The organism is Pacificoceanicola onchidii (genome assembly GCF_004804335.1).
Classification (GTDB): Bacteria; Pseudomonadota; Alphaproteobacteria; order Rhodobacterales; family Rhodobacteraceae; genus Pacificoceanicola; species Pacificoceanicola onchidii.
On the sequence record NZ_SRXY01000007.1, the window covers coordinates 305,491 to 319,652 of the forward strand.

The 14,162-nt window shown below is 61.7% G+C and carries 13 protein-coding genes and 2 pseudogenes; 10 read left to right on the forward strand and 5 right to left on the reverse strand.

Going from position 1 to position 14,162, the window contains the following annotated elements; all coding sequences use genetic code 11:
• Positions 1–263: 263 nt before the first annotated feature.
• From E4662_RS24345 to E4662_RS18760, 7 genes and pseudogenes are all read left to right on the forward strand, one after another.
• A pseudogene (locus tag E4662_RS24345) lies at positions 264–638 on the forward strand (c-type cytochrome); the annotation flags it as partial.
• Positions 639–824: 186 nt separating this feature from the next.
• Positions 825–1,904: a c-type cytochrome gene (locus E4662_RS24350; protein WP_420819277.1), complete on the forward strand. Its 1,080-nt coding sequence runs from the start codon at positions 825–827 to the stop codon at positions 1,902–1,904.
• A gap of 411 nt (positions 1,905–2,315) precedes the next feature.
• A pseudogene (locus E4662_RS18740) lies at positions 2,316–2,963 on the forward strand (c-type cytochrome); the annotation flags it as partial.
• 506 nt (positions 2,964–3,469) lie between these two features.
• Positions 3,470–4,738 carry an NAD(P)/FAD-dependent oxidoreductase gene (locus tag E4662_RS18745; RefSeq protein ID WP_136443137.1) on the forward strand — a complete coding sequence of 423 codons (1,269 nt, stop codon included), beginning with the start codon at positions 3,470–3,472 and terminating at the stop codon, positions 4,736–4,738.
• A gap of 288 nt (positions 4,739–5,026) precedes the next feature.
• Positions 5,027–5,662: an ATP-dependent Clp protease proteolytic subunit gene (locus E4662_RS18750; protein ID WP_136443138.1), complete on the forward strand. Its 636-nt coding sequence runs from the start codon at positions 5,027–5,029 to the stop codon at positions 5,660–5,662.
• A 156-nt stretch (positions 5,663–5,818) separates the two neighbouring features.
• Entirely contained in the window at positions 5,819–7,084 is a 1,266-nt protein-coding gene (clpX, locus tag E4662_RS18755; RefSeq protein WP_136443139.1) for an ATP-dependent Clp protease ATP-binding subunit ClpX, read from the forward strand.
• A gap of 67 nt (positions 7,085–7,151) precedes the next feature.
• On the forward strand, positions 7,152–7,514 hold the full coding sequence (locus tag E4662_RS18760) for a RidA family protein (RefSeq protein ID WP_136443140.1): 363 nt from the start codon (positions 7,152–7,154) through the stop codon (positions 7,512–7,514).
• Here the strand turns inward: E4662_RS18760 and E4662_RS18765 are convergent.
• A complete protein-coding gene (locus E4662_RS18765; RefSeq protein ID WP_136443141.1) occupies positions 7,511–9,289 on the reverse strand; it encodes an FkbM family methyltransferase in 1,779 nt (592 codons plus the stop codon). The two genes, E4662_RS18760 and E4662_RS18765, sit on opposite strands and share 4 nt — an antisense overlap.
• 166 nt (positions 9,290–9,455) lie before the next feature.
• Between E4662_RS18765 and E4662_RS18770 the strand changes: the two genes are divergently transcribed.
• Genes E4662_RS18770 through E4662_RS18780 form a run of 3 tightly spaced genes read left to right on the forward strand, consistent with a single transcriptional unit; the run spans position 9,456 to position 10,638 of the window.
• A complete protein-coding gene (locus E4662_RS18770; RefSeq protein ID WP_136443142.1) occupies positions 9,456–9,839 on the forward strand; it encodes an NADH:ubiquinone oxidoreductase subunit NDUFA12 in 384 nt (127 codons plus the stop codon).
• Positions 9,836–10,285 (forward strand): outer membrane lipid asymmetry maintenance protein MlaD, encoded by a 450-nt coding sequence (gene mlaD / locus E4662_RS18775; RefSeq protein WP_136443143.1) that lies wholly within the window; start codon positions 9,836–9,838, stop codon positions 10,283–10,285. Before E4662_RS18770 ends, mlaD begins: the two co-directional genes overlap by 4 nt.
• On the forward strand, positions 10,282–10,638 hold the full coding sequence (locus E4662_RS18780; protein WP_136443144.1) for a DUF2155 domain-containing protein: 357 nt from the start codon (positions 10,282–10,284) through the stop codon (positions 10,636–10,638). Before mlaD ends, E4662_RS18780 begins: the two co-directional genes overlap by 4 nt.
• On the opposite strand, the gene aat is transcribed toward E4662_RS18780, so the two are convergent.
• The 4 genes from aat to E4662_RS18800 form a co-directional block, all read right to left on the reverse strand.
• Entirely contained in the window at positions 10,602–11,249 is a 648-nt protein-coding gene (gene aat, locus E4662_RS18785) for a leucyl/phenylalanyl-tRNA--protein transferase (protein ID WP_136443145.1), read from the reverse strand. The two genes, E4662_RS18780 and aat, sit on opposite strands and share 37 nt — an antisense overlap.
• A 3-nt stretch (positions 11,250–11,252) precedes the next feature.
• The gene (accC, locus tag E4662_RS18790) at positions 11,253–12,602 is read right to left on the reverse strand and encodes an acetyl-CoA carboxylase biotin carboxylase subunit (RefSeq protein WP_136443146.1); all 1,350 of its coding nucleotides are present in this window, start codon (positions 12,600–12,602) and stop codon (positions 11,253–11,255) included.
• Between the two features lie 9 nt (positions 12,603–12,611).
• Positions 12,612–13,112: an acetyl-CoA carboxylase biotin carboxyl carrier protein gene (gene accB / locus E4662_RS18795; protein ID WP_136443147.1), complete on the reverse strand. Its 501-nt coding sequence runs from the start codon at positions 13,110–13,112 to the stop codon at positions 12,612–12,614.
• A gap of 169 nt (positions 13,113–13,281) precedes the next feature.
• On the reverse strand, positions 13,282–13,716 hold the full coding sequence (locus tag E4662_RS18800) for a hypothetical protein (RefSeq protein WP_136443148.1): 435 nt from the start codon (positions 13,714–13,716) through the stop codon (positions 13,282–13,284).
• Between the last annotated feature and the right edge of the window lie 446 nt (positions 13,717–14,162).

A 14,162-nucleotide genomic window follows, 5' to 3' on the forward strand; every position in this document is an offset into this window, starting at 1 on the left:
ATGCCGGAGCGGTCTTCGGGATAGGGGGGATGTTGGTTGGCGGTTACATCTTCGCCAACGGCAATGTGTCAAAGGTTCCCGAAAACCCGCCGACCCTTGCTCCTCTGTCCGAAGAAGCGCTTGCCGCGATCAAGGCGCGCGATGACGCGCGTGAAGCCGCCAGGGTCGCCGAAGCGGAAGCCGCAGCATCGGCAGCCGCCGCAGCCGAGGCGGCCGCAGCAGCTGCTGCTGCGCCTGCGGCAGAAGAAGAGCCTGCGCCCGCGATGGAAACGGCAACCGCCACCACCGGCGAAGGCCTCGTTTTCGCCCTCGGTCGCACGGCCCACGCCGAAGAACTGGCGGCTTGGGATGTGGACGTTCTGCCCGACGGCACCGGCCTGCCGGATGGCTCCGGCAACGCCTTTGACGGCGAAGGCATCTTCGAGGACAACTGCGCCTCCTGCCACGGCTCCTTTGCCGAAGGTGTGGACAACTGGCCGAAACTGGCTGGCGGCGAAGGTTCCCTCGCGGACGAAGACCCTTTGAAAACAGTGGGGTCCTACTGGCCCTACCTGTCCACGGTCTGGGATTACGTGCACCGCTCGATGCCCTTCGGCAACGCGCAATCGCTCAGCGCGGACGAGACCTACGCCATCGTGGCCTACATCCTTTATTCCAACGACATGATCGACGACGATTTCGAACTGTCACGGGACACATGGGGTGAGGTGGAGATGCTGAACGCCGGAGGCTTCATCGTCGATGACCGCGAAGCCACGGAGTACAGCCAGTGGCGCGGCGAGCCTTGCATGGAAAACTGCAAGGACGGCACCGTGGAAGTCTCTATGCGTGCCACAGTTCTCGATGTCACGCCGGATGAAGAGGGCGCTGCCCCAGCCGCGGAAGAAACCGCCACCGCATCCGCCACCACCGGCGAAGGCCTCGTTTTCGCCCTCGGTCGCATGGCCCACGCCGAAGAACTGGCGGCTTGGGATGTGGACGTTCTGCCCGACGGCACCGGCCTGCCGGATGGCTCCGGCAACGCATTCGACGGCGAAGGCATCTTCGAGGACAATTGCGCCTCCTGCCACGGCTCCTTTGCGGAAGGCGTGGACAACTGGCCGAAGCTGGCTGGCGGCGAAGGTTCCCTCGCGGACGAAGACCCTTTGAAAACAGTGGGGTCCTACTGGCCCTACCTGTCCACGGTCTGGGACTATGTGCATCGCTCGATGCCCTTCGGCAACGCCCAGTCGCTCAGCGCGGATGAGACCTACGCCATCGTGGCCTACATCCTTTATTCCAACGACATGATCGACGACGATTTCGAACTGTCACGGGAGACCTGGGGTGAGGTGGAGATGCTGAACGCCGGAGGCTTCATCGTCGATGACCGCGAAGCCACGGAGTACAGCCAGTGGCGCGGCGAGCCTTGCATGGAAAACTGCAAGGACGGCACCGTCGAGGTGACCATGCGCGCCACAGTTCTTGACGTGACCCCCGATGAGGAGGGCACGGAAGCGGCTGAGGCGGCTCCGGAAGAGCAGGTTGCCCAGGTGACCGAGACCGCTCCGGCGGCTGAGACCGTGGCCGAAGAACCCGCCGCAGCAGGTGGTCTTGATCCTGAGCTGGTTGCGGCTGGTGAGAAGGTCTTCAAGAAGTGCAAGTCCTGCCACAAGGTTGACGGCGGCAAAGGCACAGGCCCGTACCTGAACGGTGTCTGGGGTCGCGCGATTGGCGGCGTCGAAGGTTTCAAGTACTCTGGAGCCATGGCCGAACACGGCGGCGTCTGGGACGAGGAGACCATGTCTGCCTTCCTGACCAAGCCGAAAGCCTACATCAAGGGGACCCGGATGTCCTTTGCGGGCCTGCGCAAGCAAGGCGACATCGATGCGGTAAACGCATATCTCCAGTCGATCAGCCAGTAAGGCTGCGACAGAGGCTCAATGACAAGACCATGCCCGCGAAACCCGTGGGCATGGTTTGCACTGGGAGGGATAGATTTGGCGACGAACCTCAATGTTCTCGCCCCCATTCTTGGCGGTACAGCCCTTGTGCTGGGTATTGCCTATGGGGTGACGGCGCGCGATTATCGCGGTGCCGAGATTACAGCCGCACTCAGCCAGGCTGCCGCGTCGGAGCAAACCGCAGAGGCGGCGACGGAGAAACTCTCCGGGCTGCGCGCCGAAGTGACGGCTTTGACAGAACAATCCGAAGCACAGCTTGCAGAGATCGCGGCTTTGAAAGAGCAGCTGGCCTCCGCCCAAAGCGCTGCCGCCGCCGCGCCGGTTGCGAAGGCGGAACCAGAGCCCGAACCGGAAGAGACCGAACAGGTCGCGGCGTCGGAGTCGCCTTTTGGTGATCCCGCGAACGGGGCCGAGGTGTTCAAGAAATGCAGCGGCTGCCACCAGATCGGCGATGGGGCGGTGCACCGCACCGGGCCGCATCTGAACGGGGTTTTCGGCCGCCGCGCCGGTGAATTCCAGGACTTCAAATATTCCAAGGGCATGGAACGTGCATTCAGCGATGGCATGGTCTGGGATGCGGAGCATCTTGACGCCTATATCGAGAACCCGCGCGCGCTGGTGTCCGGCACCCGCATGTCATTCCGGGGGATCAAGGACCCGCAGGACCGGCATGATCTGGTCGCCTACCTGCGCGACTTCTCGGACAATCCGCAAAACATCCCGGAATCTGCGCCAACAGCGGCGGCGCGAGAAGTGGAACTGCCGCCGGAGATCCTCGCGATGGTGGGCGATCGGGACTATGGCGAATACCTCGCCTCCGAATGTCTGACCTGCCACAAGCAGGACGGCGCAGACGACGGCATTCCGTCGATTGTCTACTGGCCGACCGAGGACTTCGTTGTCGCCATGCACGCCTATAAGCAGAAATTGCGGCCGCATCCCGTCATGCAGTTGATGGCCGGGCGTCTGAGCGACGAGGAAATCGCCGCGCTGGCCGCCTATTTTGCGGAAATCGAGTAGGGAAGGGTCTGGTATTCCACAGTTTTCTCACAGCGCCGAACATGGAATGATGCGCCAAGAGCCGGTGCTCTTGGCTGGTCCGGACGGGTTTTCCGGAGACCAGCGTCATTTTTCCCGCGCGCACACACCGGGCAGGGCGCTGCCTTTGAGTGAGAAATCCGATGGCGTTCCGAACGCGAATCCTGCTTTTTGCCTCCGCGGTGGCCCTCGCCGCCGCCGTCGGAGCGCTGCCGGTCTGATCCCGCCCACCGCGGCGGGCCCCGGTCCTATTGCAACAATGAAACGCCCCGTGGCTTCGGTGCCTCGGGGCGTTTGTGTGAAAGTCGTCCCGCCCTGGTATCCAGCCTCTTCCAAGATCGCGAAAATCCCAATTAAACAATTGTGTAGCGGTGATCTAATGGTGCAGGATCGCGAGACGTCCTGCCGCAAAACGCGGCATCCGTTCGGGCCCAGGGGAGACACGGCCTGAGCAATTTGTCACTTAGTCCGACAGGAGGAAACAGGACATGACACTCAACAGAAGAGGGTTCCTCGGTGCCGGGGCCGCAGCGGCGGCCACGCTGTCCGCGCCTATGGTTCAGGCAGCCAGCCACGGCAAACCCAAGGTCGTCGTGATCGGCGGCGGCGCCGGCGGTGCCACCGCTGCGCGTTACATCGCCAAGGACAGCAAGGGTGAGATCGACGTCACCCTGATCGAGCCGACGCGGGTGTACTACACCTGTTTCTTCTCGAACCTGTACATCGGCGGCTTCCGCGAGCTTTCCAGCATCGGCCACAGCTATGGTACGCTGGCAGCAGAGTATGGCATCAACGTTGTGCACGACTGGGCAACCGGCGTGGACCGCGACGCCAAAACCGTTGCGCTCGCTGGCGGCGGTAAGGTGCCTTATGATCGTCTGGTCATCAGCCCCGGTATCGATTTTGTCGACGGCGCGGTGCCCGGTTGGGATCTCGCAGCCCAGACCAAGATGCCGCATGCCTACAAGGCCGGAACCCAGTCCGAACTGCTCAAGCGCCAGATCATGGCCATGCCGGAAGGCGGCACCTATGTCATGGTCGCCCCGCCGAACCCGTTCCGCTGCCCGCCCGGGCCGTACGAGCGGATTTCAATGGTTGCGCATGTGCTCAAAGAGACCAACCCGACCGCGAAAATCATCATCGCGGATCCCAAGCCGAAGTTCTCCAAGCAGGCGCTCTTCGAAGAGGGCTGGGAAAAGCACTATGGCGGTATGATCGAGCGTATCGGCCCCGACTTCGGTGGCGAAAACGTCTCGGTGAACGCCGATACGATGGAAGTCGATATCGACGGTGAAGTGGTCAAGGCTGACGTCTGCAACGTCATTCCTGCACAAAAAGCGGGCGCGATCTGTGATGCGGCTGCCCTGACCGAAGGCAACTGGGCCCCGGTCATCGGCCACACCATGCAGAGCCGTCTGGATGAAAATATCCACATTCTTGGCGACGCAACCAACCAGGGTGACATGCCGAAGTCGGGCTTCTCCGCGAATTCTCAGGCGAAAGTTGCCGCCATGGCCGTGCGCGGCGCGCTGACCGGCTCCCGCGTGTTCCCGGCGAAGTTCTCCAACACCTGCTGGTCGCTGATCGACACCGACGACGGCGTCAAGGTGGGTGCGTCTTACGAGGCGACCGACGAGAAAATCGCCAAGACCGACGGTTTTGTCAGCCAGACCGGCGAAGACGCCGAACTGCGCAAGCAGACCTATGAAGAGAGCGTTGGCTGGTACGAGGGTATCACCACCGACATGTTCGGCTGATTTCTTCGAGCAGGACTATGTGGAGGGGCGGGCGTCGTGTCCGCCCCTTTGCTTTGGTCGGGCCGGTATTGCGCAAGCCTGCTTTGACATGTGGAACCGGGCGCCGCGTGGTGCACGCAGGCAGCTCGGCGCAGTTTGGTTAACAAAGTATTCCCATTCCGCCCGCTACAATTGAAGGAAGAAACGTGAATTTACGCCCGCCCCTTGCGGGTGTCTGGGGGCAGTACTAAGACTCTATAAACTCCTAGGCTTTAGGCATTGACGCAAACACCAGCAGGCAGGTTCCCGATGAAAGACCCGATTGACGTTTACATGAACACTCTCGTTCCCATGGTGGTTGAGCAGACCAGCCGTGGCGAACGCGCTTACGACATCTTCTCGCGCTTGCTGAAAGAGCGGATCATTTTCCTCAATGGTCAGGTGCACGACGGCATGTCGAGCCTGATCGTGGCGCAGCTGCTGCATCTCGAGGCGGAAAACCCGTCGAAGGAAATCTCCATGTATATCAACAGCCCCGGCGGCGTGGTGACCTCCGGCCTGTCGATCTACGACACCATGCAGTACATCAAGCCGAAGGTCTCGACGCTGGTGATCGGCCAGGCGGCCTCCATGGGCTCGCTGCTTCTGACGGCCGGTGAGGCGGGCATGCGCTTCTCGCTCCCGAACAGCCGCATCATGGTTCACCAGCCCTCCGGCGGGTACCAGGGTCAGGCGACCGACATCATGATTCACGCGGAAGAGACGCTGAAACTCAAACGCCGCCTCAATGAAATCTACGTGAAGCACACAGGCCAGACGCTCAAGGCCGTGGAAAGCGCGCTGGAGCGCGATAACTTCATGGATGCCGAAGAGGCAAAGAAATGGGGCCTGATCGACGAAATCGTCACCTCGCGCCAAGCCGGTGATGACGAGGCAGGCAAATAAAAACTGTGTTTCGCCCGATCCACGGGCGAGGCAAACTTTCGGATTGCTCGCCCCTTTGGCCTGCCATAAGCTGACGGGAACAGGGCGTTCGGTGCGAAAATACGGCGCGTGCCTCGGTTCAATTTGCGAACCGGGGACCGTCAGGAAAGGTGCAATATGGCGACGAATTCAAGCGGTGACAGCAAAAACACGCTCTACTGCAGCTTCTGCGGAAAGAGCCAGCATGAGGTCCGCAAGCTGATCGCCGGGCCGACGGTGTTCATCTGTGATGAATGCGTCGAGCTGTGCATGGACATCATCCGCGAGGAAACGAAGGGGGCCGGGCTCAAGGCTTCCGAAGGCGTGCCAACTCCGCGCGAGATTTGCGATGTTCTCGACGATTATGTGATTGGTCAGGGCAAGGCGAAGCGCGTGCTCTCCGTGGCAGTGCACAACCATTACAAGCGTCTGAACCACGCTCAGAAGTCCTCTGACATCGAACTGGCAAAGTCGAACATCCTGCTGATCGGCCCGACGGGCTGCGGCAAGACGCTGTTGGCGCAGACGTTGGCGCGTATTCTGGACGTGCCGTTCACAATGGCCGATGCCACCACGCTGACCGAGGCTGGCTATGTCGGTGAGGATGTTGAAAACATCATTCTCAAGCTGCTTCAGGCGTCCGAATACAACGTCGAGCGCGCGCAGCGCGGCATCGTCTACATCGACGAGGTCGACAAGATCACCCGCAAGTCCGAGAACCCCTCGATCACCCGCGACGTTTCGGGCGAGGGGGTGCAGCAGGCTTTGCTGAAACTGATGGAAGGCACCGTGGCTTCCGTTCCGCCACAGGGCGGGCGCAAGCATCCGCAGCAGGAGTTCCTGCAGGTGGACACCACCAACATCCTCTTCATCTGCGGCGGCGCATTTGCCGGTCTCGACCGCATCATCAAGCAGCGCGGCAAGGGCTCGGCCATGGGCTTCGGCGCGGATGTGCGCGACGAGAGCGAAGCGGGCATCGGCGAGACCTTCCAGGATCTCGAGCCGGAAGATCTGCTGAAATTCGGCCTGATCCCGGAATTTGTGGGCCGTCTGCCAGTTGTCGCGACACTCGAAGATCTCGACGAGGATGCTCTGGTCACCATTCTGACCCAGCCGAAAAACGCGCTGGTCAAGCAGTACCAGCGGCTTTTCGAGATGGAAGAAACCGAATTGTCCTTCACCGACGATGCGCTGTCATCCATTGCGAAGAAGGCGATCGAGCGCAAGACCGGCGCACGCGGCCTGCGCTCCATCCTTGAAGGCATCCTGCTCGACACCATGTTCGAGCTGCCGGGTATGGATGAGGTGACAGAGGTGGTTGTGAACGAAGAGGCCGTCGCTTCGGACTCGAAACCGCTGATGATCTACGCCGATCAGAAAAAAGAGGAGGCTTCTGCAAGCTGATCGCAGGGCCGACGCAACACATAGTAGGGCGGGGTTTTACCCCGCCTTTTCTTATGAAAGGTAGACCATGATCAAACGTATTTCCTCCGGCGGCCCGTTCGAGGCCAAGATCGGGTATTGCCGCGCGGTTGTCGCGGGTGGTTTTGTCCATGTGGCCGGAACCGTGGGCACAGGTGATACGGTCGAAGAGCAATGCCGCAGCGCGCTGGACGTCATCGAAAACGCCTTGAAAGAGGCCGGGGCGAGCTTCGCCGATGCGGTGCGCGTGAACTACTACCTGCCCGACGCCGCAGAGTTCGAGCCGTGCTGGCCGATCCTCTCGGCGGCTTTCGGAGCCAATCCGCCAGCGGCAACGATGGTCGAGTGCAACCTGATCGATCCGAAATTCCGCATCGAGATTGAACTGACCGCCCTCGCGCCCGCGTCTTAAACCGGGTTGGGCGGGGTCAATGTGTAGCCCTCGCCCAAGGCCTCCTGCACCGCCTCAGCATTTAGCGGCTCCCAATACGCGCCCGCTTCGATGAACCCCTCGGCGGACAATGCGGCCTGTAGAGCGGGCATGTCCGGCTCGCCAATCGCAAGCCGCGCCCGCCCGGTATCGGCATGATGCCAGACCCGGCTCAGATGGTTGAACAAGGCCGGCGTTCTTCCGGTAAATCCTTGCAAATGCGTCAGTATATGCCCTGTGGCCACGGATTTACGGCGCGCAATCACGCCCACCCGTTGGTCCGTTCCAGCCGAAAACGCCACCACATGCAGCGCTGAGCCTTCTGCGGCCAGAATGTACCTGGCGGCTTTGTATCGGGCGATTTGCACGCCTAAAGGGTGTCGTTCGGGATGGAAAATCTCGTAGCCCTGCCCCGCGAGGTGGCGTTCAATCGCGCCTTCTCCAAGCAAGGCCCCGCGCGATGGTCCCAGCCCGCTGCGCGATACATAAAGCTTCTCCGGGCCTTCCGGCGCAATGTCTTTGCCGAACCGATCCGCCATGAAGGCGCGAAAGGGCGCGGTTCCCGCGCTGATCGCGCCCAGACCAAACCCTTGCCCCGGCACGATCAATCGCTCAACCCGGGCCGCAGGCTGGACCACGCGCACCGGCAGATCGATCCCACAAGCCTCCAGGAACGCCTGTTGAAAGTCGAGCAAGTCCCCCGCCGGGCGATTGCGGCGCGGGATGAACAAGAGCCCGTCGGGGCTTTGTTTGAGGTGATCCAGACCCCACAACCGGCAACTGCTCTCGACGATGAAATGCGCAAAATTGCTCCACATCACGCCGCCCCAGAACCAGGTTCCGCCGATTTCCTCCAATGGCTCGGCCGGGGGCGGGAAGGGCAGGTTAAGCCGCCGTTTGTTGCGCCAAAGCGGCGCTTCTGGCACGTCCTCGCCTTCGGCGGTCATCACCCCGCAGGGCACCGCCAACCCGTTTTCGGACGGAGCTTGAACCACAGCATTGCGCACCACCCGCAGGCTTTGCGACCAGCCGCCCGCCGGGTCCGGTGGCGGAGTGACCAGCCGCGAAGGCGCGACCGCGCGCGTGCAAGTCCAGACGAAGCGGGTGGACACGGACATATCCTGACGGAACCCCTGTTCGCGCAGGATATCCTTGCAGGTTTTTGCCCCGTCGATCCCGTATGCGTTCGGGTGAAACTCGATAACGACCGCGCGAATACCGGACAGGTCCGCGTGTTTCAGCAGATCCAATTCCCCGCCTTCGATGTCCATCACCAGAACCGTTGGTCGGAAGGCACGGCGCACAGTATCGAAGCTTTCGGTGGGCACAGAGACCGGCCGGGTTTGCCGTGCGTCCTGATCAATCAGCGATGAGCCGAGGAAGGAGTTGCGCAGGTAGAACGTCACCGCCTCCGGGCGGTTCGGGCTGCTAAGCAGCACCCGATTGCGCAGCTCGATCCGATCCTCCAGCGCGTTCAAAGCATGCAAGGCCTTGATATGCGGTATCAAATCCGGGTTGGCCTCAAATGACAGAACCGCCTCTGGCCGGGCGTTCCGGGCAATCACGGCCCCGACAATTCCAAGCCCCGCACCAAGTTCCAAAACCCGATCCGAAGGGCCAATCACGGACAGAGCGCCAGCAATTTCCTCGCCTTCGTAACGCGCTTCAGCGATCCGCCTGATCCGGGTCTCGGTCAGGAAAGGCGAGGGCGGCACACGCACGCCTTTGCACTCCACGGCTGTCGCGGTTTCGCTCATCGGTCTGCTGCTCGGCTTTGTTTAACGAAAGGTTAAGAAACTCCCGTGTATTTCGCCAGACTTATTGCGAAAACCTGGTAAGCAGGGGGAATGTTGCGACACGGCGGCCACTGGACGGCCCGCACGGATTTCGCCATATAGGGGGGAAGACAGACAGGAGTCGTCCATGGGCATTCTCAACACTCTTCTGCGCGCCGTCACCTGGTGGAACGGTCAGACCCTGAACACGCAGATCTATACCTGGCGCAACGGCAAGAAGGTGGGCGAGGATGAGCAGGGCAACGTCTTCTACACCAGCCACGATGGCAAGCGCCGCTGGGTGATTTACAACGGTGAGGCCGAAGCAAGCCGGGTCTCTCCCGATTGGCACGGCTGGCTGCACCACACCTTTGACGATCTGCCGTCCGAGACGCCGCTTCCGCACAAGGACTGGGAAAAAGAGCATCTCGAAAACCTGACCGGCACGATGCAGGCGCACGCCCCTGCAGGCTCTTTGCGCCGTGCGGAACCGGCGGATCGCCGTGACTATGAGGCCTGGAGCCCCGAATGACTCATTCCACCACGGAAGTGATTGTGGGCGGCGGCGTATTGGCCGCCGCTTTGGCCTTTGGGCTCTATGCTGTGCAAAGCGCAGGGTTCGAACTCGGCGGCAGCGAGTACCCGCTCCGCGCGTCTTTCCGCTCGCTCGAAGGGGTGAGAGTTGGCACCGATGTGCGGCTTGCGGGCGTTAAGGTGGGCACGGTGACGGACATCGCACTCAACCGCGAAACCTTCCGCGCTGACACGGTGGTGAGCATCCAAGACGGCATCGAAATCCCCGACGACAGCGCGATTATTGTTGCCTCCGAAGGTCTCCTGGGTGGAAATTTCATCGAAATCAGCCCTGGCGGCTCGCCCTTCAATTACGCCGAAGGCGATGAAATCCTCGATACGCAAGGGGCCGTGAGCCTGCTCTCGCTCCTGTTGAAATATGTCAGTGGCGGGGGCGACGAATGATCCGTGCCGCGCTGCTGGCTGCGCTGCTGCCCGTTGCCGCAACGGCGCAGGAGTCTGTGAACCCCGGCACCGGCGCGGTGCTTCGGGTGCTCGACAAGCTGAACGCCAAGGTGCTCGACGTTACGCTGGCCAATGGGCAGGCGGCGCAGCAAGGCCTCATCGAGATTGTCCTGAGCGAATGCCGCTTTCCTGTCGGCAACCCGTCGGGTGATGCCTATGCCTTCATGACAATCCGCGAAGCGGGCGTGGCGCAGCCGGTCTATCGCGGCTGGATGGTCGCCTCATCCCCGGCGCTGAACCCGCTCGATCACCCGCGTTACGACGTCTGGGTGATGCGGTGCACCACGTCCTGACCGGCTGAAGCCAGTGGCACGGATTGAATATCCGCGTCTCCTTCCAACGCCTCCTCCAGAAGGGCGCGATAGGCGCCGCGCGATACTTCCTTGCCGCCAAGGGAGGCCAGGTGCGTGGTCAGGAACTGCGTGTCGAAAAGCGTAAAGCCCGCCCGTCGCAGCACATCCACCAGCCACGCCAAAGCGATCTTGGAGGCATCGGTGCGCCGCGAGAACATGGATTCGCCGCAGAACGCGCGCCCCACGCTCACCCCGTAAACGCCGCCAACCAGCGTGTTTTCCGCCCAAACCTCAAGCGAATGCACATGCCCAAGGTCGTGCAATTGCGAGTAAAGCTCCGAGATTTCGCCGTTGATCCAGGTCTCTTCCCGATCCGCACAGCCGTCCAGAACGCCTGAGAAATCGCGGTTCAGGGTAACGTGGTAGTCATCGCGCCGAAGCGCACGGGCCAGACTGCGGGAGATGTGGAACCCGTCCAGCGGGATGATCCCCCGCCGGCGTGGGTCGACCCAGAAGATTTCCGGATCGCCCCGATGCTCGGCCATCGGAAAGATGCCCGAGCGGTAGGCATGCAAGAGCAGGTCAGGTGTGACGCGATGCTCATCGCTCATGGCTTAGTCGAGCCCTCCGGCCTCCAGCCACTTCTCCAGCCAGTGGATGTTATATCCGCCGGTATGGATGTCCTTCTCCTGCAAAAGCGCATGGAACAGCGGCACGGTGGTGTCGATGCCATCCACGATCAGCTCTCCAAGCGCCCGTTGCAGACGCGCCAGCGCCTCTGGCCGGTCACGGCCATGTACGATCAGCTTGGCAATCAGGCTGTCGTAATAGGGCGGGATCGAATAGCCGTCATACAGCGCGCTATCCATGCGCACGCCAAGACCGCCGGGCGCGTGAAACGCGGTGATCTTGCCGGGGCAGGGGGAGAAGTTCGGAAGCCGTTCGGCGTTGATCCGCACTTCGATCGCGTGACCGTTGATGACCAGATCTTCCTGGTTGAACGACAGCTTTTGGCCTGCGGCAACGCGAATCTGTTCGCGCACCAGATCCTGGCCAAAGATTGCCTCTGTCACAGGGTGTTCCACCTGCAGACGCGTGTTCATCTCGATGAAATAGAACTCGCCATCCTCGTAGAGGAACTCCACGGTGCCCGCACCGGAATAACCCATCTCGCCAATCGCCTTGGCACAGATGCCGCCGATATGGGCGCGCTCTTCGGGGGTGATCGACGGGCCGGGGGCCTCTTCAAAGACCTTCTGGTGACGGCGCTGCAGTGAGCAGTCCCGCTCGCCCAGATGCACGCCACCGCCCTGGCCATCGCCAAACACCTGAACCTCGATGTGTCGCGGTTTTTGCAGGTATTTCTCGATATAGACCTCATCGTTGCCAAAGGCCGCCTTGGCCTCCGAGCGCGCGGTGAGGAAGGCCTTTTCCATGGACTCTTCGTCCTTGGCGACCTGCATCCCGCGACCCCCGCCGCCAGCGGTGGCCTTGATGATCACCGGATAGCCGAAGTCCGCGCCGATCTTCTTCGCGTCTTCGAGCGTTGGCACGCCGCCGTCGGAGCCGGGAACCACCGGGATACCCAGTTTCTTCGCGGTGTCCTTGGCGGTGATCTTGTCACCCATGATGCGGATGTGCTCGGCAGACGGACCGATGAATTTCAGATCATGGTCTTCTACGATCTGCACAAACCGTGCGTTCTCCGACAGGAAACCATAGCCGGGATGGATCGCCTGTGCGCCGCTCACCTCGCAGGCCGAAATGATCGCAGGGATCGAAAGATAGCTGTCGGTGCCGGGGGCGGGGCCGATGCAGATGGTCTCATCCGCCATGCGCACATGCATCGCGTCGCTGTCTGCGGTGGAGTGCACAGCCACGCTCCGAATGCCCATTTCGCGGCAGGCCCGGATGACACGCAGGGCAATCTCGCCCCGGTTGGCGATCAGGATTTTGTCAAACATTGCGCGCCCTTACTCAAGGATCACAAGCGGAGCGCCGTATTCGACGGGGGCGCCATCCTCGATCAGAATGCGCTTGACCGTCCCGGCACGCGGCGCCGGAATATGGTTCATCGTCTTCATGGCTTCGACGATCAGAAGGGTATCGCCTTCCTTGACGGTGCTGCCGACGCTGATGAAGGCCGGGGACCCCGGTTCCGCCTGCATGTAGACGGTTCCAACCATGGGCGAGGTGACCGCACCGGGGTGCGCTGCCGGATCTTCGGGAAGATCGTCTGCTGGCGCGGCGGCGGGGGCCGGAGCCGCAGCGGCGGGCGCGGCAACGGGCACGCTGTGCTGGACGGGGGCGGCCGCGATCGGGGCCTGCGGCTGCACGCGGCTGACCCGAACGTTCAGGCTGTCGTCTTCGCCGTATTCGCGCTTCACCTGCAGCTCGGTCAGGTCGTTGTCGCGCAGCACGTCCGCCAAAGCCTTGATAAAGGCGACATCTGCCTCGTGATTCTTGTTGCTCATGCGATCCTCGCCAAAATGCTCCGTGGCCGCCGGTTCTGCGCGGGCGGCCTGACTGCAGCGTATATAGGGCAAGCATGATGCGGTGAAAAGCCGCGCACGCGGGGAAAACGCGGGTTAACCGGACCCGCAGGCCCGGCAAATGCGCTTCGCGGTCCGATTGGGCGCGCTATCAGGCTGTTTCGACGAGTTTACCGGCCTCTTCGTAGCCGCTCATTGCCGTTGAACGTTGCGGCTCGGGTGCAAGCGCGGGGTCGGTCTCCTGAGCCTTCGGCGGATCGCGTTTGTCTTGCGCCTCCTCCGTCCGTCGGGTCTCTGTTCTTGGCGGGGCGCGATCTGCTTGGCGCTCCAGTTCGGCGCTTTCAGGGGGTTTGTCTTCCGTCGCTTCGGATTCGTCCTGCCTCGAGGCCTGTTCGTAGAGCATTTGCGAGATTTTGATCTGCATGATCGACGGTGGGGCGATGTGGGTCGTCGGGTCCGGATCCTTCTCTTGCCGTGAAGGTTGGATCGCCGGTGGCTTGCGATTGGAAGAGGACGCGCTGCCGCCGGATTGGCTCATGGGCTGCACGCGTTGCTGCGGTGTGGGCTGTTTTTGCGCGCCGGGCAAGCCAAGGGGATGTCCCGTGGCGAGAGGTGCGATCCAGGTTGGGGTCGGGCCTGCAAGTAGCATCGTTGTGCTCCGTCCTTAGGGCCCCCACCATTAGAAACTAACACATTCCTGAGATTATCGCAGCAGGACGCCTAAAATTCAAAGCAGATACCGGAGCCGTGGTTACCATTGCGCAAGGTTTGCGGCGGTGGTTTGGTTCCTTGGTGGACAGGATGGGGCAGAAACCGGGGCGAAAAACGAGGATTGGACGCAATCCAAATTATCCCTGAAACGAAAAAGGCGGGCCGTTGTGGCCCGCCTTTCAAGAGGTTAAAGCGCTCACCCCTTATTCATGCGATTTTCGATGAGTTCGTCGACGACGGAGGGGTCGGCGAGGGTGGATGTGTCGCCCAGGGAGCCGTAGTCGTTTTCAGCGATTTTGCGCAGGATGCGGCGCATGATCT